At 40.5% G+C, this 19,902-nt stretch carries 23 protein-coding genes; 15 read left to right on the plus strand and 8 right to left on the minus strand.

The genetic code is table 11. The features are described 5' to 3' along the window. Positions 1-110: 110 nt before the first annotated feature. The 4 genes from V5804_RS14190 to V5804_RS14205 all read left to right on the plus strand — a co-directional run bounded on the left by V5804_RS14190 (position 111) and on the right by V5804_RS14205 (position 3,121). Positions 111-704: a DJ-1/PfpI family protein gene (locus V5804_RS14190; RefSeq protein WP_369592056.1), complete on the plus strand. Its 594-nt coding sequence runs from the start codon at positions 111-113 to the stop codon at positions 702-704. A 98-nt stretch (positions 705-802) separates the two neighbouring features. Beyond that, positions 803-1,816, plus strand: a complete 1,014-nt coding sequence (locus V5804_RS14195; RefSeq protein WP_369592057.1) for an MBL fold metallo-hydrolase — start codon at positions 803-805, stop codon at positions 1,814-1,816. Between the two features lie 86 nt (positions 1,817-1,902). Next, entirely contained in the window at positions 1,903-2,076 is a 174-nt protein-coding gene (locus V5804_RS14200) for a zinc-binding dehydrogenase (RefSeq protein WP_369592097.1), read from the plus strand. 70 nt (positions 2,077-2,146) lie between these two features. Continuing rightward, positions 2,147-3,121, plus strand: a complete 975-nt coding sequence (locus V5804_RS14205; RefSeq protein WP_369592058.1) for a PHB depolymerase family esterase — start codon at positions 2,147-2,149, stop codon at positions 3,119-3,121. A 322-nt stretch (positions 3,122-3,443) separates the two neighbouring features. Here V5804_RS14205 and V5804_RS14210 read toward each other — a convergent pair whose 3' ends face one another. After that, positions 3,444-3,803 carry a hypothetical protein gene (locus tag V5804_RS14210; RefSeq protein ID WP_369592059.1) on the minus strand — a complete coding sequence of 120 codons (360 nt, stop codon included), beginning with the start codon at positions 3,801-3,803 and terminating at the stop codon, positions 3,444-3,446. Positions 3,804-4,090: 287 nt separating this feature from the next. Between V5804_RS14210 and V5804_RS14215 the strand changes: the two genes are divergently transcribed. Together V5804_RS14215 and V5804_RS14220 are read left to right on the plus strand one after the other, a co-directional pair. After that, positions 4,091-4,369: a type II toxin-antitoxin system RelE/ParE family toxin gene (locus V5804_RS14215; protein ID WP_369592060.1), complete on the plus strand. Its 279-nt coding sequence runs from the start codon at positions 4,091-4,093 to the stop codon at positions 4,367-4,369. Positions 4,370-4,389: 20 nt separating this feature from the next. Continuing rightward, positions 4,390-4,695 (plus strand): HigA family addiction module antitoxin, encoded by a 306-nt coding sequence (locus V5804_RS14220; RefSeq protein WP_369592061.1) that lies wholly within the window; start codon positions 4,390-4,392, stop codon positions 4,693-4,695. Positions 4,696-4,824: 129 nt separating this feature from the next. Here V5804_RS14220 and clpB read toward each other — a convergent pair whose 3' ends face one another. Both clpB and V5804_RS14230 read right to left on the minus strand, forming a co-directional pair. Continuing rightward, positions 4,825-7,416 (minus strand): ATP-dependent chaperone ClpB, encoded by a 2,592-nt coding sequence (gene clpB, locus V5804_RS14225; protein WP_369592062.1) that lies wholly within the window; start codon positions 7,414-7,416, stop codon positions 4,825-4,827. Between the two features lie 139 nt (positions 7,417-7,555). Then, complete coding sequence (locus V5804_RS14230; protein WP_369592063.1) at positions 7,556-8,974, minus strand: ATP-dependent RecD-like DNA helicase; 1,419 nt, start codon at positions 8,972-8,974, stop codon at positions 7,556-7,558. Between the two features lie 65 nt (positions 8,975-9,039). Between V5804_RS14230 and V5804_RS14235 the strand changes: the two genes are divergently transcribed. From V5804_RS14235 to coaD, 4 genes are read left to right on the plus strand one after another with little or no spacing between them, the layout of a single operon-like run. Beyond that, positions 9,040-9,840, plus strand: a complete 801-nt coding sequence (locus tag V5804_RS14235; protein ID WP_369592064.1) for a DUF3822 family protein — start codon at positions 9,040-9,042, stop codon at positions 9,838-9,840. Further along, the gene (locus V5804_RS14240) at positions 9,840-10,373 is read left to right on the plus strand and encodes an RsmD family RNA methyltransferase (protein ID WP_369592098.1); all 534 of its coding nucleotides are present in this window, start codon (positions 9,840-9,842) and stop codon (positions 10,371-10,373) included. The genes V5804_RS14235 and V5804_RS14240 overlap by 1 nt, the downstream gene beginning before the upstream one ends. A gap of 28 nt (positions 10,374-10,401) precedes the next feature. Beyond that, a complete protein-coding gene (locus V5804_RS14245) occupies positions 10,402-10,758 on the plus strand; it encodes a type II toxin-antitoxin system HigA family antitoxin (RefSeq protein ID WP_369592065.1) in 357 nt (118 codons plus the stop codon). Between the two features lie 19 nt (positions 10,759-10,777). Further along, positions 10,778-11,239 (plus strand): pantetheine-phosphate adenylyltransferase, encoded by a 462-nt coding sequence (gene coaD, locus V5804_RS14250; protein WP_369592066.1) that lies wholly within the window; start codon positions 10,778-10,780, stop codon positions 11,237-11,239. Here the strand turns inward: coaD and V5804_RS14255 are convergent. Both V5804_RS14255 and V5804_RS14260 read right to left on the minus strand, forming a co-directional pair. Beyond that, positions 11,214-11,855 carry an NUDIX hydrolase gene (locus V5804_RS14255; RefSeq protein ID WP_369592067.1) on the minus strand — a complete coding sequence of 214 codons (642 nt, stop codon included), beginning with the start codon at positions 11,853-11,855 and terminating at the stop codon, positions 11,214-11,216. The two genes, coaD and V5804_RS14255, sit on opposite strands and share 26 nt — an antisense overlap. A 407-nt stretch (positions 11,856-12,262) precedes the next feature. Beyond that, entirely contained in the window at positions 12,263-12,433 is a 171-nt protein-coding gene (locus tag V5804_RS14260) for a hypothetical protein (RefSeq protein ID WP_299289630.1), read from the minus strand. Positions 12,434-12,791: 358 nt separating this feature from the next. Here V5804_RS14260 and pyrE point away from each other — a divergent pair, with 358 nt between their 5' ends. The 5 genes from pyrE to V5804_RS14285 all read left to right on the plus strand — a co-directional run bounded on the left by pyrE (position 12,792) and on the right by V5804_RS14285 (position 16,688). Then, positions 12,792-13,433: an orotate phosphoribosyltransferase gene (pyrE, locus tag V5804_RS14265; protein ID WP_369592068.1), complete on the plus strand. Its 642-nt coding sequence runs from the start codon at positions 12,792-12,794 to the stop codon at positions 13,431-13,433. A 23-nt stretch (positions 13,434-13,456) separates the two neighbouring features. Continuing rightward, complete coding sequence (locus tag V5804_RS14270; RefSeq protein WP_369592069.1) at positions 13,457-13,855, plus strand: SRPBCC family protein; 399 nt, start codon at positions 13,457-13,459, stop codon at positions 13,853-13,855. A 68-nt stretch (positions 13,856-13,923) separates the two neighbouring features. After that, the gene (locus tag V5804_RS14275; RefSeq protein WP_369592070.1) at positions 13,924-14,772 is read left to right on the plus strand and encodes an Rpn family recombination-promoting nuclease/putative transposase; all 849 of its coding nucleotides are present in this window, start codon (positions 13,924-13,926) and stop codon (positions 14,770-14,772) included. A 150-nt stretch (positions 14,773-14,922) separates the two neighbouring features. Beyond that, complete coding sequence (gene msrA, locus V5804_RS14280) at positions 14,923-15,582, plus strand: peptide-methionine (S)-S-oxide reductase MsrA (protein WP_369592071.1); 660 nt, start codon at positions 14,923-14,925, stop codon at positions 15,580-15,582. Positions 15,583-15,710: 128 nt separating this feature from the next. Continuing rightward, a complete protein-coding gene (locus tag V5804_RS14285) occupies positions 15,711-16,688 on the plus strand; it encodes a glycosyltransferase family 9 protein (protein WP_369592072.1) in 978 nt (325 codons plus the stop codon). A gap of 265 nt (positions 16,689-16,953) precedes the next feature. On the opposite strand, the gene V5804_RS14290 is transcribed toward V5804_RS14285, so the two are convergent. The 3 genes from V5804_RS14290 to V5804_RS14300 form a co-directional block, all read right to left on the minus strand. Beyond that, on the minus strand, positions 16,954-17,424 hold the full coding sequence (locus V5804_RS14290; RefSeq protein ID WP_369592073.1) for a hypothetical protein: 471 nt from the start codon (positions 17,422-17,424) through the stop codon (positions 16,954-16,956). 173 nt (positions 17,425-17,597) lie between these two features. Further along, positions 17,598-18,524, minus strand: a complete 927-nt coding sequence (gene fmt, locus V5804_RS14295; protein WP_369592074.1) for a methionyl-tRNA formyltransferase — start codon at positions 18,522-18,524, stop codon at positions 17,598-17,600. A gap of 8 nt (positions 18,525-18,532) precedes the next feature. Next, positions 18,533-19,774 (minus strand): exo-beta-N-acetylmuramidase NamZ domain-containing protein, encoded by a 1,242-nt coding sequence (locus V5804_RS14300; protein WP_369592075.1) that lies wholly within the window; start codon positions 19,772-19,774, stop codon positions 18,533-18,535. Between the last annotated feature and the right edge of the window lie 128 nt (positions 19,775-19,902).

Consider the following 19,902-nt stretch of genomic DNA (forward strand, 5'->3'; position numbering starts at 1 on the left):
TACAACCAAACATAAGCTTCAATGATTTTTATGGCATAAAAGAAGCATATTTTCAATATAAATTGAAACAATTCCTTAACTATTATCAATCCCTAAACCACAAATAAAAAATGAAAGTAGCCATCTTGTTATTTGACGACTTTGAAACATTGGACGTATTTGGCCCTGTTGAAATTTTAGGCAGATTAAAAGACTATTATCAAATATCCTTTTATTCTCTTTTGGGCGGCCTAATCAATAACAGTCACGGAGTTTCAATTTTAACAAAAAATCTTGATGGCCTAAAAAATGGAGGCGATGTGTTTTTGATCCCGGGAGGCACCGGAACAAGAAAAGAAGTAAACAATGGTTTATTTATTGATAAAATCAGACAAATATCCCAATTAAGCAAATTTGTGCTTACCGTGTGTACAGGAAGTGCATTGCTTGCAAAGACAGGGCTTTTGGATGGTAAAAACGCTACCTCAAATAAAAGGGCTTTTAATTGGGTAATGACTCAGGGACAAAATGTGAATTGGATTAAAAAAGCCCGTTGGACGATAGATGGTAAATATTACACATCATCTGGTGTGAGTGCCGGCATGGACATGACATTGGGTTTTCTAAAAGATGTACATGGAATTGAATTTGCCAAAAAAGCAGCTTTTGATATAGAATACTGTTGGAACGAAAATAAAGATGTTGATGGTTTTTATGAGCAGTAAAAAAGAACTGCAACCATTATTTTATTTAAGTGCCGCATGTTATTACTTTAGTTTCACCTTTTTGCAAGTTGCCTTTATTTGTGCAATAAACCGATACAATGCCAAATAACCAAATCAAAACCTACCAAAACAATACACAATTAAAAACACCAAAAGCCCCTGAAGGATGGCAGGGAACACCTGTTGACCAAAAAGGTAAATTTGTGAACCTTAACCATCCTTTTGTCCCAAACTTTGCCGATGTTTTTCGTTGGAAATTGGAAAGCAGCCCTTTTAAAAAAGAAAAAAAGGCAGAAGTTTGGAACCCAACTGTTTTTAAAAATGATTCCTGGCTGAAAGGAACCGAAGATATTATTGTTTGGCTTGGGCATAGCACATTTTATATCCGTATTAATGGCACCCGAATAATAACCGACCCTGTGTTTGGCGATATTCTTTCTGTTAAACGCCGGTCTGAATTTCCTGTTGACCCACACCAGTTAACAAACCTTGATTATGTTTTATTGTCGCACGACCATCGGAACCACCTGGATGAAAAAAGTTTGAAACTATTATCAAAGCAAAACCCAAATGTTAGATACTTGACGGGATTGGGCATGAAAGAAATCGTACAAACTTTCACCAAATCCAACAAAATAGAAGAGGCAGGCTGGTACCAGCAATACGAAACCGGCAGCAGTCCCATAAAAATTACTTTTATTCCTTCCCGGCATTGGTCAAGCCGCAGTTTGCTGGATGCCAACCAGCGGCTTTGGGGAGGGTTTGTAATAGAAACGGCAAACAAGCGTATTTTATTTGGGGGCGATAGCGGGTACGATACACATTACAAACAATTGGCGACCATTTTTGGTTGTTTTGATTATGCCATTTTAGGGATTGGCGCTTATGAACCTGCCTGGTTTATGAGCACCAACCACCAGTCTCCGGCAGATGCGTTAAAAGGGTTTACAGAATTGAACGCCGCCCGTTTTATACCGATGCATTACGGTACTTTTGATCTTTCGGACGAGCCATTGAGCCAGCCTTTAAAAGATTTGCATACAGCAGCGAAGGGCCTTAACTTGGAAGGAAAATTGGATGTGTTGAGTATCGGTAAACCATTGGTTTTATAATTTGATTTCAGATGCTTCTTTTACCACCTAAAAATTGGTATTTAAAACTTGGATAATAATTCTAATTTTTATCTGATAAAAGAAGTATTTTTTATTTAGAAACTTGTAAGCAAGAAGATATGTTGGCTATAGTTCAACTGTTGAACGAGGGAAAAATCAAACCCGTTATAGCAAAGGTTTTTCCATCGGAACAGGCAGCAGAAGCAAAGCAATTTTTAGAGCAGATGAAGCCTGTTGGAAAAGTCATTTTAAAACAATAATTGATTTAGTTTTGTATGGTAACATTTAATATGAAACAATAAAATCAACTCTTTAATAATTAAAAAAAAGATGAACCAAACTATCATTATTATCGTTGGCATCCTGCTGGTTTTTGGGCTGATTGCTTATTTTTATTTTGCTTATGCTCCAGCTCCGAACAAACCTCAGCTTAGTTCAAAAATTGAACAGGCCACAATCCAAATAGCTAATCAAACGAGAAGTTATTTGTTCTACGTTCCAAAAGAGCTGAGTACTAAACCGGCGTTAATCATTGCTTTGCACGGAAGCGGGATGGATGCGGCTAAAATGCGGCAATGGACAGCTTACGAGTTTGACCAATTGGCAGACCAAAAAGGGTTTGCAGTGATCTACCCAAATGGTTATAAAGGGAATTGGAACGACTGCCGAAGCGGTGCACCTTTTCCGGCAAAAAAAGAAAATATTGATGATGTTGGGTTGATCCGAAATTTGATCGAAAAATTCAAAAAAGATTATGAAATTGACCCGGGCAAAGTGTTTGTATTTGGGTTTTCAAATGGTGGACATATGGCTTTGCGCCTTGCTATGGAACAGCCGAATTTGATAGCTGCTGTTTCGGCTGTCAGTGCCAATATTCCAACGCCGGCCACTTGTTCCTGCACTTTAAAAGGGCAAACATCAAGGGTGATGCTAATTACCGGAACCAAAGATCCAATCAACCCATATAATGGGGGCAATGTAACGCTGTTTGGATTTAAAAAACTCGGGGCAGTGGTTTCTGCACAAGCATCTGCAGAAAATTTGACTGAACGGAATGGAATTACAACAAAACCTTTAACAGAAAAATTGTACAATGCAAAAGAAAATGACTTGGAAAAAAATAACGACATTTACTCGGAACGACAATCTTGGATAAAATCAGGGCAAACCGTAGTTGAACTTTGCACGATTAATGGCGGCGGACATGCAATTCCCCAGCCCAACTTTAGGTTTCCAAGATTGCTGGGCAAAACTTCTAAAAGCTTTGATGCACCTCAACAAGCTGTTTCCTTTTTTGGTATTTAAACTAACAAAAAGAGACTTTCAATTTTATAAGCAACTATCATTTTACATGCTTCTTTTATGCACTAAAAATTTGTAAACTTTCTAAAATAAAGGTGCTAAAAGCAGTATTCAAAATAATTTTTCAAACAAAAAGGAGTTTCCAACTTAACGGAAACCCCTTTTAATTTGGATGCTTCTTTTACCACTGCTTTTTAAGAGTTCAAAAGCACAAAGTTATGGTCAAATTCATTCTAATGTTTTTGTTAATCTTGCTGAACAAAATCTAAGATTGGGATTTACAATTTAAAAACATCGAATTTTAAGTTGTAAATAAAAAATGCAATTATTTAACTGCCCGCTTCAGGTTAACATGTAAAGGGTTTCCTTTATAGTCAATATCCAGTGCAATAGAATCAGTAAATACAGTGCCTTTATGCGGCAAGTCCAAACCATTCAAATTAACACTAAAAGTTATTTCTTTGTCGGTGGCTTTACCATTTTCAATCGCTCCTTTACCATAAGCACTTTCGAAACTGCCGGTAAGCTTTGTGCCGTCAACTTTAAATGTATAATCTAATTGCGAAGTATTGCCATCAGGGCTGTTCAAAATGCCTGTCCATTTGCCAGTTAAATCTGCGATAGTGGCCAAGGCAACACCGATGCTTCCAATAAGCAGCAGGGCAACGATAATTGTTTTTTTCATTTTCATTTGATTTAGGTTTAGAATTAATAATTATACCGGTAAGACTGCCAACAGGCAGATTAGGTTACAGCCCAAGATAAGTAATTATATTATAAAACTAAACAATTTTGAAGATTTAAATCAAAACAAAAAAGGAGTTTCCAATTTAACGGAAACCCCTTTTATTTTGGATGCTTCTTTTAGCACTACTTTTTAGGGATTCAAAAACACAAATTTGTGGTCAAACTTGTTTACATTAATTTTGCTGTCTTTGTTTGCAAATGGCACCTTTATCGTTACATTTGTTAATGATTTTGAATATACGGCATAAAGGTTTAAAGTTGTATTTTGAAAAGGGCGATGCTTCTAAATTACAACCTCAACACGTAAACAAAATCAGGTTAATCTTAACACGATTGGAAGCCGCAAAAACTTTAAGCGATTTAAATGTCCCGGGTTATGGTTTGCATCAATTAACTGGAGGGTTAAAAAATCATTGGGCAATTAAAGTTGATAAAAACTTCCGCATTGTTTTTCAATTTGTTGGAGAAGACGTTCAGGAAGTTGATTATTTGGACTATCATTAATTTGAGCTATGAAAATGACGATGTTTGATCCGGCCCACCCCGGAGAATTGATAAAAGAAACTTTGGCCGGTATCCGGGAAGAAACCGGACAAAAACTAACGGTGCTTCAGGTTGCCGAAGGTTTAGGCACTACACGCAAAACACTTTCTGCAATTATAAATGGCAAACAAAGTGTTACGCCAGAAATGGCTTTGCGTTTGGCAAAAGCATTTAATACAACGCCCGAATTTTGGCTGCACGTTCAGGAAAATTACGATTTGGCAAAAGCCCGCAAACAGGTTGATGTAGAAGAAGTAAAGGTATTTTGGCAGCCTCAAGTTGCTTAATCAATCTCAAAATGTACAGAAGAGTAGCTTAGAGTTTAATTTAATAGTTGCGAAAGATTGCAAAATAAAAAGGAGCTTCCTTTGCAGAAAACCCCTTTTTGTTTCGATGCTTCTTTTACCACTACTTTTTTAGGAATTCAAGAACACAAAGTTGTGGTCAAATTCATCCAATTTAATGTTGCTGTCTTTGTTTACTTTGCCAGCCAGAATTTGTTTGGACAATTCGTTCAATACTTTTTTCTGGATCACGCGTTTCAACGGTCGCGCACCAAATTGCGGGTCGTAACCCAATTGCCCCAACCAATCCAAAGCCGCATCGGTGGCTTCGATACGGATGCCCATTTCTTCCAGCGTGTGTTGCAACTGGTTAAACTGCAGTTTCACAATATCGCCAATTTCGTTCCGGCTTAATGGTTGGAACATAATGATCTCGTCAATCCGGTTCAAAAACTCCGGGCGTATGGTTTTGCGCAATAGCTCAAACAATTCGTTCTTGGTTTTGGCCACCACTTCGTCATGGTTGTAATCATTCATCAAGGAAAAATTTTCCTGGATAATGTTGGAACCAATATTGGAAGTCATGATGATGATCGTGTTTTTAAAGTTCACCACGCGGCCTTTGTTATCGGTCAAACGGCCATCATCCAAAACCTGCAATAAAATGTTGAACACATCCGGGTGCGCTTTTTCAATCTCGTCCAGCAAAACAACGCTGTAAGGTTTACGGCGCACGGCTTCGGTCAACTGTCCGCCTTCATCGTAACCCACATAACCCGGAGGCGCGCCAATCAACCGCGAAACAGCATGGCGTTCCTGGTATTCGCTCATGTCAATCCGAACCAAAGCTGATTCATCATTGAACAGATATTCGGCCAAAGCTTTCGCCAATTCAGTTTTACCAACACCGGTTGTTCCCAGGAAAATAAAGGAACCAATTGGCCTTCGCTGATCTTGCAAACCGGCACGGCTGCGGCGGATGGCATCAGAAATTGCTTCAATAGCTTCTTCCTGGCCGGCCACGCGTTTGTGCAGTTCGTCTTCCAAATGCAGCAACTTTTCCCGTTCGCTTTGGATCATTTTTGTAACCGGGATGCCTGTCCAACGGGAAACTACGCCGGCAATATCGTCCGCCGTAACTTCTTCTTTTAGCATCCGGCCTTCGCCTTGCTCGTCTTCTATTTGTTTTTTCAGTTTTTCAACTTCGGCTTCCGTTTCTTTGATTTTTCCGTAACGCAGCTCGGCTACTTTACCGTAATCTCCGGCACGTTCGGCCTGTTCGGCTTCCTGTTTAAAATCTTCTATCTGTTCGATTTTTGCGTTTACGTTATCCACCAAATCTTTTTCGCCTTGCCATTTGGCACGTACAGAATCGCGTTGGCTGGAAAGATTGGCGATTTCCTCGCTCAGCTCTTTCACCCGTTTTTCGTCGTTTTCGCGTTTGATGGCTTCGCGCTCGATCTCTAACTGCATGATGCGGCGTTCCAGCTCGTCAACCACTTCCGGAACCGAATCCATTTCCATCCGCAGTTTAGAAGCCGCTTCGTCCATCAAATCAATCGCTTTATCGGGCAAAAAACGATCGGAAATATAACGTTGCGACATTTCTACCGCAGCAATAATCGCTTCGTCTTTGATCCGGACTTTGTGGTGCGCTTCGTATTTTTCTTTGATGCCGCGCAAAATCGAAATCGCATCTGCTGTGTCCGGTTCGTCCACCGTTACTTTTTGAAAACGACGTTCCAAGGCTTTGTCTTTCTCAAAATATTTTTGGTACTCGTTCAACGTTGTCGCACCGATTGCCCGTAATTCGCCGCGCGCCAAAGCCGGTTTCAAAATATTTGCAGCATCCATCGCGCCTTCGCCGCCGCCAGCGCCAACCAAAGTATGGATCTCATCAATAAACAAAATAATTTCGCCTTCGGCCTGCGTTACTTCTTTTACCACCGATTTTAAGCGTTCTTCAAACTCGCCTTTGTATTTGGCACCGGCAATCAAAGCGCCCATATCCAGCGAGTAAACCGTTTTGGTTTTCAAGTTCTCCGGTACATCGCCTTTGATGATCCGAAAAGCAATACCTTCGGCAATGGCCGTTTTGCCAACGCCTGGTTCGCCCACCAAAATTGGGTTGTTTTTAGTACGGCGCGATAAAATTTGCATCACTCGGCGAATCTCATCGTCGCGGCCAATCACCGGGTCCAGTTTGCCGGATTCAGCATATTCGTTCAAATTGCGGGCATACTTATTTAATGAATTGTAAGTTGCTTCTGCATTCTGATCATTTACTTTATTATTGCCGCGCAGTTCGGTAATGGCTTTTTTAAGGTCTTTTTCTGTTGCGCCAAAATCTTTTAAAAGCGACGAAGTTTTATCGTTGGCAGCCAAAACGGCCAGCAAAAGATGCTCTACCGATACAAATTCGTCTTTAAATTCTTTGACGTAAGCCAATGCTTTTTGCAAAGTACTGTTGGTATCGGCCGATAGGTAAACATTACTACCGCTTACTTTTGGATAAGTAGCAATCAGTTCGTCCAACGAAGTATTAAGTCGGCTTGTATTAACGTTGATTTTTTTTAAGAGATAATTCACAACGTTTTCATCCACCAGCAACATGCCTTTCAGCAAATGCGCATTTTCAATCGCCTGCTGCTGGTTTCCGGTCGTGATCTCAGATGCTTTCTGGATCGCTTCCTGTGCTTTTATGGTATAGTTGTTTAAGTTCATATCTTATTCTGTACAAATACGTTACCAAAAATTTAAAATTGAAGCAGAAGGAAAAATTGTCATGCGATTTTAATTTTTAACGACAAAAGGGCAGGTTGTTTTTTATGGAAATCCTGATGCTTCTTTTACCACTATAATTTTATTCCGCCAAAGCTTCCTGGTAAAATCGCTGGTTAAAATTGATGAGGAAAAGCTCTTTGGTTGCACGCGTACAAGCCGTATAAAACCAGCGTAAAAAATCAGTGTTCAGCATTTCTTCGGTTAGATAACCCTGATCTACAAAAACCGCTTCCCACTGGCCGCCCTGCGCTTTATGACAAGTAACCGCATACGCAAATTTGATCTGCAAAGCGTTGAAATAAGGGTTTTTCTTCAACTCTTCCATCTTTTTTTGCCGACTGGCGATGTGCTCGTAATCCTTCATCACTTCTTCGTAAAAACGTTGGTTTTCGCTGTATGATAGACTGGGCGTTTCGGTGTATAACGTATTGAGCATCACCATACAATCTAACGTTAAAGCGTCGGCATAATCGGTAAATTCCAATTGCACGTCTGCAAACTGAAAGCCGTACATTTCGCGGATGTTGCGAACCCTTTTTATCTGCCCGATATCGCCGTTGGCAATAAAATCAGTGCTGGTTTCTTCATTGTCTTTTAACCAGAAATAATTGTTGCGCACCACCATCACAAAATCGCCGCCAGTCAGTTCTTCTTCGCGGTACAAAATCCGGGCGCGAACCTGCTGGTTATAAATGTTAGCGTTTTTGTTGGAACGACAGATGACCAACGTATTCTCCAAACCGTATTTATTATAAGCGTAGTTTAAACCTTCTTCCAGCCGTTCGCCGTTCATCCGGTAAATGTCTTTAAACCCTTGAGTCTTGATCTGCGGGTATTCTGCTTCTTCTTTTCGGATCAGGTTCCTGACAGCCGTAACGTTTTCCAAAATCCCGGAATTTTTTTCCTGCCGCATCACTTCCGTCAACTCAAAACTAAAAACACGGAGACGGAACAAATCTTTCAGCAACTTCGGTTCCAACGCCGCGCTGTTTTCAGAACCAACTGGCGGAAGTTGTGCCGTATCGCCAATCAGCAGCAGCTTGCAGTTCCTGGAATTGTACACAAACTCGACCAAATCGTGCAGCAAACTGCTGCCGTTTCCGTTGCTTTCATCCGAAATCATCGAAGCTTCATCTACAATAAATAAGGTGTCTTCGTGCAAATTATCAGCCGTTGCAAAATTCAAATCCGGTGTTACGGCACTCTTTTTACGGTATATTTTTTTGTGTATGGTAAAGGCTTTTTTGCCCGAATAACTGCTCATCACTTTTGCCGCGCGGCCGGTTGGCGCCAGCAAAAACGAAGCATAATTGTAGTTTTTTAGGAGTTTGACCAAAGCAGCCAACACGGTAGTTTTCCCGGTGCCGGCGTAGCCTTTTAAAATGAAACAAGTATCTTCATCAGCGCTGGTCAAAAACTGGTGCAGCAAATTAAACAGTTCCATTTGCTGCAAAGTTGGCGTGTGCGGAAAGGATTTGCGGATGAGATCTTCGTTCATATTCCTCAAAAATGAAACAAAAACCGTGAAAGTCAATTGCCAAAAATTTTTACTTTTGTTTACCGATGCACTTTGTCCCCATAAACTTTACCGATCCTGGTTTTAATCCCGCCTATACGGCTGATTTTGAATTGCTTGTTGTTATCAATCAACATCATTTTAGTTATGCCGTTCGTCATCCGGCCACACAAAGGTTGGTTCGGGTAAACACCGGAAATGGATTGGACGAACTTTGGAACGAGGAAAAAGGTTCAGAACTGATTGCATCAAATTATAAAAAAGTAAATATTGCTATCGAAACCCAAAGCTTTTGTTTGGTACCGAATGCTGTTTTTAGCCAGGAAGATTTGTTGGACTATACCAAATTTTTAGTGGTAAAAGAAGCAGATGTAATTTTGACGGATGAAATAGAAAACGGAGACAACACGGTTATTTTTACTTTTCCAAAAGAGGTGATCAGCAAGTTAACCGCACAATTTCAAACTTCAAAAATTGAATTTGCGCCGAAAGGATGGATCAAAGCGGTAATGCAGGCACAACTTCCTGGCCAGAATTTATATTTATATTTAGAAGAAAACAGGCTGCAGTTGTTGTTTCCCGAAGGAGAAAATATTCGTTTTTACAACCAGTTCGATTGTTCAACTTTAGATGAACTTGTTTATTTTACAGCTTTAGTAACCGAACAATTAAAATTGAAACCGGAAGAAACAACGTTGATTTTGTGCGGCAGGATAGAAGAAGGCGGCGAACAACAGCTTTATTTGCAACAGTTTTTTGATCAAGTTAGCTTGTTTAATTCTGCTGATTTCCGGCAGCATTCGGTTTTAAAACAAAACCAGGTTGCAAATTTTTTAGGTTTAGCTTGATGCGGATTATCGGAGGACGCTTAAAAGGGTTACGGTTAAACCCGCCCAACAACTTACCAGTTCGGCCAACAACGGATTTGGCCAAAGAAGCACTGTTCAACATTTTAAACAACCAGTTGGATTTTGAAGGTTTAAAAGTGTTGGATTTGTTTAGCGGGACCGGAAACATTGCGATGGAATTTGCTTCGCGGGACGCAGAAAAAGTAATTGCCGTTGATCGTGCGCAGCAATGTGTTTTTTATTTAAAAGACATGGCCGCCAAACATAAATTCCCGGAAATCATTGTTTTTAAGGCCGATGTTTTTAAGTTTCTGGAGATGGAAACCGAGCCATACGATTTGATTTTTGCCGATCCGCCTTATGATCTGGATAAAATCCCGCAATTGCCCAATGCTGTTTTTACCAGGCAATTATTGGTGGCCGATGGTTTGCTGATTATCGAACACCCAGCCTATCAAAATTTAAGCAACCAACCCAATTTCAGCGAAAAACGGATTTATGGGAATACGGCGTTTTCGTTCTTTAAGGGATAAAAGAAGCATTATGTTTAATTTAGTAAACATGAATATCAAACCAATTAAAACTAAACAAGATTATCAGGAAGCTTTAGCCAGGCTCGAAGTAATTTTTGATTCAGATTTAAATACTCCAGAAGGCGATGAATTGGAAGTTCTGGGGATATTAATTGAAAAATACGAAGACGAACATTTCCCGATTGGTTTGCCTGACCCAATTGAAGCCATTAAATTTAGAATGGAACAAATGGGATACAACCAACAAGATTTGGCTAAAATGGTAGGATTGAAAAGCCGTGCAAGTGAAATTTTAAACAGAAAGCGGAAATTATCTTTAGAAATGATCCGGTTATTGCATGAAGGCTTAAAAATTCCAACAGAAGTATTGGTTCAGGCTTATTAAATTTTGATTTTGTTGAATAATGAAAATAGCCCTTTTCCCAGGTTCGTTTGATCCGGTTACCAAAGCACACGTTGATATTTTGCAGCGTTCCATCAGCTTGTTTGATAAAGTCTATATTGGCATCGGTTTAAACAGCACGAAAAAACCTTTTATCGCACCCGAAAAACGCGAGCAAATGCTGAAAGCTGTTTTTGCAGAAGAACCAAAGGTTGAAGTGATTGCGTATGAAGGTTTAACAGTTGCCTTTTGCAAACAAATTGGTGCCAGTTACATGATCCGCGGAATCCGTACCGTTTCTGATTTTGAGTACGAAAAAGCGATTGCACAAATGAACCACGCCCTGGAACCCGAAATTGAAAGCATCTTTATTGTGAGCAAACCGGGTTATTCTTCCATCAGCTCCACTATTGTACGCGAAATTTTAAAATACAACGGCGATGTCAGCCAGTTTATCCCTAAAGCTGCGCTTCCTTTTCTTTGATCAAACCCATCGTATCCAAAACATCTAAAATAGAAGGATAAGTGTTTTCGGCAAGGATTGAAAATTTTTCGCGCGTAAACCAGCAGGCTTTGGTAATGCCTTCTTCCTTTTGCGGTTTCAGTTTATCTTGTCCTTCGGCCTTCATGCGGTACCAATGTGTTTTTTTCAGCGCCAGTTCGTCGTTGCGCTGCCGGTAAACGTGGTAGGTTTTGCAAATTTTCCGTCCTGTTTTTTTTACTTTGATGCCGCATTCTTCCTCCACTTCGCGCACGGCAGCTTTTTGGGTTTTTTCGCCTTCTTCAATTTTTCCTTTTGGCAAATCCCACAAACCGTTCCTAAAAATAACCAGGTATTCTTTGCGTTCGTTTTTCACCAAACCACCGGCCGCCTCAATTAAACGGATACTTTTAGACAGTTTCCTCAACGTTGTTTTGGCATTTTTGCACAAGTACAAAAAAGTTTGCTTGCCATCGGGTTTAGAAACTGATTGGTAGATCAGGTTCAGGTCGGGTTTTTCCACGTTCAGTTCCTGATAGTTTTGTAAACCTTTTGGCACCGCTTCGGCAACCACCAAATGCTTGTCGTTGATGTAAATATGGTAGCTTGTGTTTTGCATAAAATCTTTCCCAACAGTTTTCTGATCAGTATTTTTTGGTTTTTTCATCTGCCAAAAACAACACCAATTTTTAGTGGATAAAAGAAGCATGCACTTCAAACCCCCTTAAAAACCTTCGCCAAATAACGGAATAAATTTTACCGGCAAAAATATTTTTGAGGGCAGGTTTAAATTTCTATCGTAAAAATATTTGATGCTTCTTTTATGCCCATAAATTTTGTGCCCATCATTATTACGGAACAAAAACCACAAAGTAACAATGATTTTTAGGCGGTAAAAGAAGCATCGAAAATATTTAAACAAAATTGGCATTGATAAAAAAAATGCAAAAACTAAAAAAGCTTGCACCCATTGGATTTGATCCAACAGGCACAAGCCTTACCTATAATCAGAAATAATTTGATAAATTACATCAGCATCGGCAGCGCACTAAAAATAGTGCTGTAGTTTTCTATCGCAACTTCCAACTCAGCTTTAATATTGCTTGTTTCGCGGTGCTCGGATTCGGCCATGCTCAACAAACTGTTTTTTTCTTCGATATCCTGGCTTAATTTCTTTAATAATGATTGAATTTCCATGTCGTTTTAGTTTTGTTAACGCCTTTTACGAACGCTTCGTTATCAGGGTTACTGCTGTTGTTAAAAAAGTTATTAACAAATTGTACACATTAAAAATTAACGAAATCTTGCAGAAGGCAGATTTTTAAAAAATAAAAAAAGCAGTTTAACAATTATTTGATGCGGGGAAGTTGCGTTAAAACCTTTAAGATTTTTATCTTTGTTAAGCTGCGCCGACATTTAAAAAGCAGATGCCAGTCCGACAATTGATAGATAAATATGATTAAACCTTCCTGCCGGAAAGCAAATTCTCCGGAAATTGAATGCTACAATTTCAACAAAAAGCGTAACTGTTTTTTTAACCTGAAAACCGGCAGCCATGTTTGATAAATCAGAGGTTGCACAGCAGGTTGCAGAATTTTTGTTACAGATCAAAGCCATTAAACTACAGCCCGACAAACCTTTTACCTGGGCATCCGGCTGGAAATCACCTATTTATTGTGATAATCGTTTAACGCTTTCGCACCCTGCCATCCGCACTTATATCCGCCAGCAAATGGTGGCCATGATTCAGGAAGAGTTTGGTGCCGTCAGTTGTATTGCAGGCGTGGCTACGGCCGGTATCCCGCAAGGTGTTTTAATTGCCCAGGAACTGGGGATGCCGTTTTTATACGTTCGCTCGAAACCAAAAGAACACGGGACGGGGAATTTGGTGGAAGGCGAACTGCACCGCGGCCAGCGCATTGTGGTGGTGGAAGATTTGATTTCGACCGGTAAAAGCAGTTTGCAAGCGGTAGAAGCTTTGCGTGCAGCCGGTGGCGATGTTGCAGGTTTGGCTGCAATTTTTACTTACGGTTTGGACGAAGCGACCGAAAACTTTAAAAATGCGCGTTGCCGTTTCGCTACTTTGTCCAACTATGCGGCTTTAATTAAATATGCGGCTGCCCATCAATACATCAACGAAAATCAAATTGCGGTTTTACAACAATGGCGCGAAAACCCTGTTGATTGGGGAAAATGAATTGTTAAGATCAATGTTTTGTTATGACCACGATTGAAAGTAAAGTTACTGTTGATGCACCTGCGGCATCCGTTTACCAGTTTTTGGCAGATTTGAACAACCACCGCCAATTGATGCCCGAAAATATTACCGATTGGAAATCAACCAAAGACGAAGCCCGTTTTAATATTCAAAATATGGCGAAGCTGGTTTTGGAGATCACCAACCGCAGCCCAAATTCTGAAATTTTGATTGCTGCGATCGAAAATCCGCCTTTTCCCTTACAGTTAAAATGGGAATTACAAGAAGCCGGAACGCAAACTCACGCTTCATTTACCATTGCTGCCGAACTGAACATGATGATGAAAATGCTGGCAGGCGGCCAATTGCAAAAACTGGCCGATTATGAAACCGAGAGGTTAAAGGCGTTGGTAAAGGTGTAATAACACCAGCTACGAATCGCCTGGAGCCTTAAATTTTCATAATTTTATGGTTGATTTTCAGGAAAACGATGAAAGCGAAATACATAAACCCTTATACAGATTTCGGTTTTAAGAAAATATTCGGTGAAGAAGCGAGTAAACCTTTGCTCATTGATTTTTTGAACGCACTTTTGCCCGAACAAAATGAAATAATTGACCTGACGTTTAAAAATACAGAACAGCTTGGGCAAACGGATTTCGACCGAAAAGCGATTTACGATATTTACTGCGAAAACGATAAAGGCGAAAAGTTTATCGTAGAACTTCAAAAAGCAAAACAAAATTATTTTAGGGAAAGAACAATTTATTATTCAACATTCCCCATCCGGGAACAAGCTGAGAAAGGGGAATGGAACTACAACCTGAAAGCCGTATATTGTATCGGTATTTTAGATTTTACTTTTGATGATTATGAAACAGAACCGGAACGCAATGAAGTGCTTCATGTCATCAAATTAAAAAACCAGAACGGTAAAATCTTTTATAATAAGCTGACTTATCTATACCTGGAGATGCCCAACTTTACAAAACAGGAAAATGAACTGGAAACGCGTTTGGATAAATGGCTCTATTTCATTAAAAACTTAGAGGATTTTCAGCAAATACCAACTATATTTAAAGATGATGTATTCACTAAAGCTTTTGAGAAAGCAGAACTTGCCAACATGAAACAAGATGAACTGGACAAATACGAAACAAGCCTGAAAGTTTTTAGGGACAATAAAGCAACTTACGATTATGCCAAACAAACAGCTTACAATGAAGGCAAAATCGAAGGCAAAATCGAGATTGCAAAATCTGCTAAACTGATGGGGCTTTCTGTTACAGACATTGCTAAACTGACCGGCCTATCAGAAGAAGAGATAAGCAGGTTGTAATGCTTCTTTTATAGGTATAAAATCTATTTTATCAATTAATCTTTATAGTGTAACAGGATTGCAAGTTTTCCTATTGCTAAATATTAAAAAGCTTTTTCCTGCGTATATCTTTACAAATATAAATCTGCCACTATGAAAATCGCTCCTAATATGCTAAACCTTATTTTTGCCGCTTTGCTGTTTGCTTCCTGCGGACAAGCTTCTTCTTCTAATTTAACGGCTGCTGGTCTCCCCGGAAAAGACGGCGTTCGGAAAATAAACCTGGTGGCGCCAAAAGGCAAAGCCATTGCCGCTTTTGCCGAAGGTTGTTTTTGGTGTTCTGAAGAAATTTTTGAAGATGTGGCCGGGGTAGATTCTGTCATTTCGGGTTATTCCGGCGGAAACGTACCAAACCCAACTTACGAAAAAGTAAGTACCGGCACCACGGGTTACGCTGAATCGGTTTTGGTTTATTACAATCCGGCAAAAGTTTCTTATGCCGAACTGCTTAAAGTTTTTTATGCTTCGCACGATGCAACAACCTTGAACAAACAAGGCCCGGACGAAGGCACGCAATACCGTTCGGTTGTATTTTATGCTAATTCAACAGAAAAATCCATGGCCGAAACTGCCAAAACAAATGCCTTAAAATCAGGGATGTTCCAGCGTGCCATCGTTACCCAGATTTCTCCTTTAACTGCTTTTTACCGCGCCGAAGAATACCACCAAAATTATGCAAAACACAACGGCGATAACCCGTATATCCAAAATGTATCAGAACAACGTTTTCAGCAATTTAAGAAAACTTACAAAGGCAAGCTGAAACAATAAACCGCCGCTCTTTGCATTTTGATTTTTTTTAGCCTTGATACTGTTTTTATGCCGATAAAAACAGTATCAAGGCTTTTTACAGCAAACATAATTTTGTCAAAAAGGTTAACCAGGCAATTATAACCCCTATGCTTTCTGCACATCCAATCCAAAAAATCGTTGTTTTCCGGGCCTTGCAATTAGGCGATTTGCTATGTTCGATCCCGGCTTTTCGTGCTTTGCGCACCACTTATCCTGATGCGCAAATTACTTTAGTCGGTTTGCCCTGGGCCGATAGTTTGGTAACGCGTTTCCCGGATTATTTTGATGCTTTTATTGCTTTTCCAGGTTATCCGGGTTTACCGGAGCAGGAAATTTTCCCTGAAAAAATAACTGCTTTTTTGCAGGAAATCCAGCAGCAAAAATTTGATTTGGCCTTGCAGATGCAGGGGAACGGTTCTATCGTAAACCCTTTGGTAGAGTTGTTTGGCGCTTTTTATACCGCCGGTTTTTATCGGGAAGAAGATTATCGCCCAAGCCCTTTGTTCCTAAAATATCCGGAAGGCATTCCCGAAATCCAACGCCATTTGCTACTGATGAACCATTTAGGCATTCCTGCTGTTGGAACGGAACTTGAATTCCCGTTAAACAGCTATGATTATGATGCTTTCGACCAGTTAAATTTACAGATCATTCCACAGAAATACGTTTGCATCCATCCCGGTTCCCGCAGTGTTGAGCGGCAATGGCCTACTGCTTATTTTGCCGCACTGGCCGATTATTGCCAAGAGCAGGGATTTGATGTCGTGATTACCGGAACCGAGGATGAAGCCCACCTGGCCGAAGAAGTGATGCAAAAAATGCAACACGAAGCCTATAACCTTACCGGAAAAACCACTTTGGGCGCAGTGGCGGTTTTGATAAAACATTCCTTTGCTTTGATTTCAAATTGCACCGGCGTTTCGCACATTGCCGCTGCTTATGGTACGCCAAGTGTAGTCATCAGTTTGCATGGCGAACCGGAACGCTGGTCGCCATTAGACCAAATGAAACACCGAACCATTGATTGGAGCACCACGCCAAACTTTAATTTGGTAATGGAGCGTTTGGTAGAAGTTGTTGCTTAAACAGCTAAAGTTGTTTAAACTTTTTTCGGGCCTTTTTTTTGGCTGATGCTTCTTTTACCCTATAAAAATTGATTTTTGCATCGGCCTAAACCAATCAAAACAAATTGCCCACCAATTTTATATGGGTAAAAGAAGCATGGTGTAAAGCACAAAAAAATAAATTTAAACACGTTCTCTGTTTGCTGCTAAAACGTACACTTGATTAAACAAAAAAGGCCGCCCTGTTGCTACAAGGCGGCCTTTTTTGGTAAAAAATAACTTGCAGTTATTTTCTTGGTGAACCAGAACCAGTTGAGCCTGAACCAGATGTACCGCTGCCAGAACCGGAACCACTGCCGGAAGTACCTGAACCAGAACCACTGCTTCTGCCGCTTTTGCCTGAACGTGAACCGGATGTACCGCTGCCGGAAGTACCAGAGCCAGACATGCCAGAACCTGCACTACCTGAACCCATTGTAGTAGAACCAGAGCCGGAACCAGACATGCCAGAACCTGAACCAGACATACCGGAAGAACCTTTTCTCATTGAGCTTTTGTGTGATTTGCCCATTTTGGAAGATTTTCCGGAGTGGTGGCTGCCAGATGATTGGGTTTCAGATTGCATACCAGAACCAGAACCTGAAGAGCCAGAACCGGTAGAAGTGCTGCCAGAACCACTTGTTCCTGTTTGTGCGGATACATCCTGTACCGCCCACATAAACAGGGCTAAAAACATTGCCAAACTTAACTTTTTCATAATCGTTTAATTTTTTGATTTATTACTCTTACAACAACCATTTATAGTAAGAGGTTTTAAATTTTCTTAATAAAGTAAATTTTTTTATCCCGGATTAAATCATGGAAAAATAAGCTTGTTGGGCTTTCGTTTTGATACAGAATTTATACCGGTAAAAGAAGCATCAATGAGGTTTAAAGCTTGATGCCCCGTAAAAATTCATCAACCTTCATCCGTTTTTTGCCTTCCAACTGTACTTCTTTTAGGCTGATAAAACCATCGGTGCAGGCAAATTTTAAAAAAGTTTTGTGATCGGTTAAAAAAGCACCAGGATAAATTCCGGGATCGGTTTCTTGTTTTTCAGCTAAGAAAACCTTTAAAACCTTGTTGTTCAAATGCGTAAAAGCAGTTGGGTACGGGCTTAAACCACGGATAAAATCATAAACTTTTTCTACCGGCTGCGCCCAGTTGACCTGGCAATCTTCCTTAAAAATTTTTGGTGCATGTTTTAGTTCGACGGCTTCTTCATTTCCGGTCAAATCTTTTTGCGAAACCTCTTGGTAATTTCCGCTTTCAATTAACGCTACTGTTTTTACCAGTAGTTTTGCACCGATCTCCATCAGTTTATCGTGTACATCACCAGCCGTATCGGTTTCCAAAATGTTGGTTTGATCGGTCAAAATCAAATCGCCGGTATCAATTTCCTGCTTCAAAAAAAAGGTACTTACGCCAGTTTGCTTTTCGCCATTTATCACCGCCCAATTAATTGGCGCCGCGCCACGGTACTGCGGCAGGAGCGAGGCATGGAGATTGATCGTCCCTTTTGGCGGCATTTTCCACACAACTTCCGGCAGCATCCTAAAAGCAACCACCACCTGCAAATCGGCTTTAAAACTTTCCAACTCCTGTAAAAATTCCGGGTTTTTCAATTTTTCGGGCTGAAGTATGGGAAGTTGTTTTTGCAAGGCAAATTCTTTTACCGCCGATTGCTGAATTTGCCTGCCGCGCCCTGCCGGTTTATCGGGCGCGGTAACTACGGCAACCACTTCTTGTCCGGCTTGCAGCAAGGCATCCAGCGAAGCCACGGCAAATTCCGGCGTGCCCATAAAAATTATCCTCATTGGTGTTTCTATTTATAAAGCAGGTATTTTTTCCGCATCAATTTATATTCGCTTAAACCCGGCTCCCAGCTTTGGCGGATTTCCTGTTCCGTTTTTCCTGCTGAAATTTGTTCTTTAAAAGCAGAAACGCCGGCCAGAAAATCAATATTGCCAATCTGTTTGCTTTGTTTACGATCAAAAAACTTTGCTTTGTCCGGGTAAGCGTTAAACAAATCCATTATCCATTTCAGGTTGATTTTTCCGCTTTTACGCAAAGTTTCTGTATTGTAATTACGCAGATCCAAACCGTAACAAACCTGGTTTTGGTACAAAGGCGTTTCAGATTTTCCGGGAATGCTAACCGGCGTAAACGTAAAATCGTAAGTTCCTTTTAAATACGGGCTTCCCAAAACCGTAAAAGGCATGTAAGTTCCGCGGCCCTGGCTTACGGTTGTCCCTTCAAACAAACACAACGACGGATACAGTAAAACCGATTGCTGCGTATTCAAATTTGGCGAAGGGTTGACCGGCAAAGTATAAGCCATATCGTGTTTGTAGTTTTTGACCGGGATCACCCTGATTTTGCATTGCGCATTGTTGGGCAGCCAGCATTGGCCGTTGATCATTTTTGCAAACTCACCAATCGTCATGCCATGCAAAATCGGGATTGGATATTTGCCCACGCCCGATTTCAGTTTCATATCCAAAACCGGCCCATCAACATAAGCGTTTGGGTTTGGCCGATCCAAAATAATTAGTTCTTTGCCAAACTCGGCACAAGCTTCCATCACATCGCCCAAAGTATTGATGTTGGTGTAAAAACGGCAGCCCACGTCCTGAATGTCAAAAACCATTACATCTACCGAATCCAAATCGCTTTTTGAAGGTTTCCTTTTTGCGCCATAAAGCGAAACAATGTTGATGCCGGTTTTCGGATCCACCTCATCGCCAACTTTGGCACCGTTGCTGGCATTTCCCCTGAAACCATGTTCCGGGCCAAAAACACGCTTGATTTTGATGCCACGCTTTAGCAAACTATCCACACTCGAAACGTTTTTACTGCCGATGACCGAAGTTTGATTAACCACCATGCCCACGTTTTTACCTTTCAAAAGCGGCAAATACAATTGGGTTTGATCAGCGCCGGTTTGGATATTTGCGTTTTGCGCACAACAAAATTGTGCCGATAAAAACAGTATCGCGCAAAATAAAGCAAAGGTGGTTTTGGATTGAAAAAGGGTTTTCCGTTTAATCATCGTTTGTTGGGCCATGCTTCTTTTATCGGATAAAAATTGGTATCGGCAATAATAAAAAACTAAAACCGGCAAGTCTGCGTTTTCAGCTTACGTCTGCAAAAATATGTTTGGTATAAAACTGCATATTTGGCCAGATATAAAAA

It is taken from the genome of Mucilaginibacter sp., from assembly GCF_041088075.1.
Lineage (GTDB): Bacteria > Bacteroidota > Bacteroidia > Sphingobacteriales > Sphingobacteriaceae > Mucilaginibacter_A.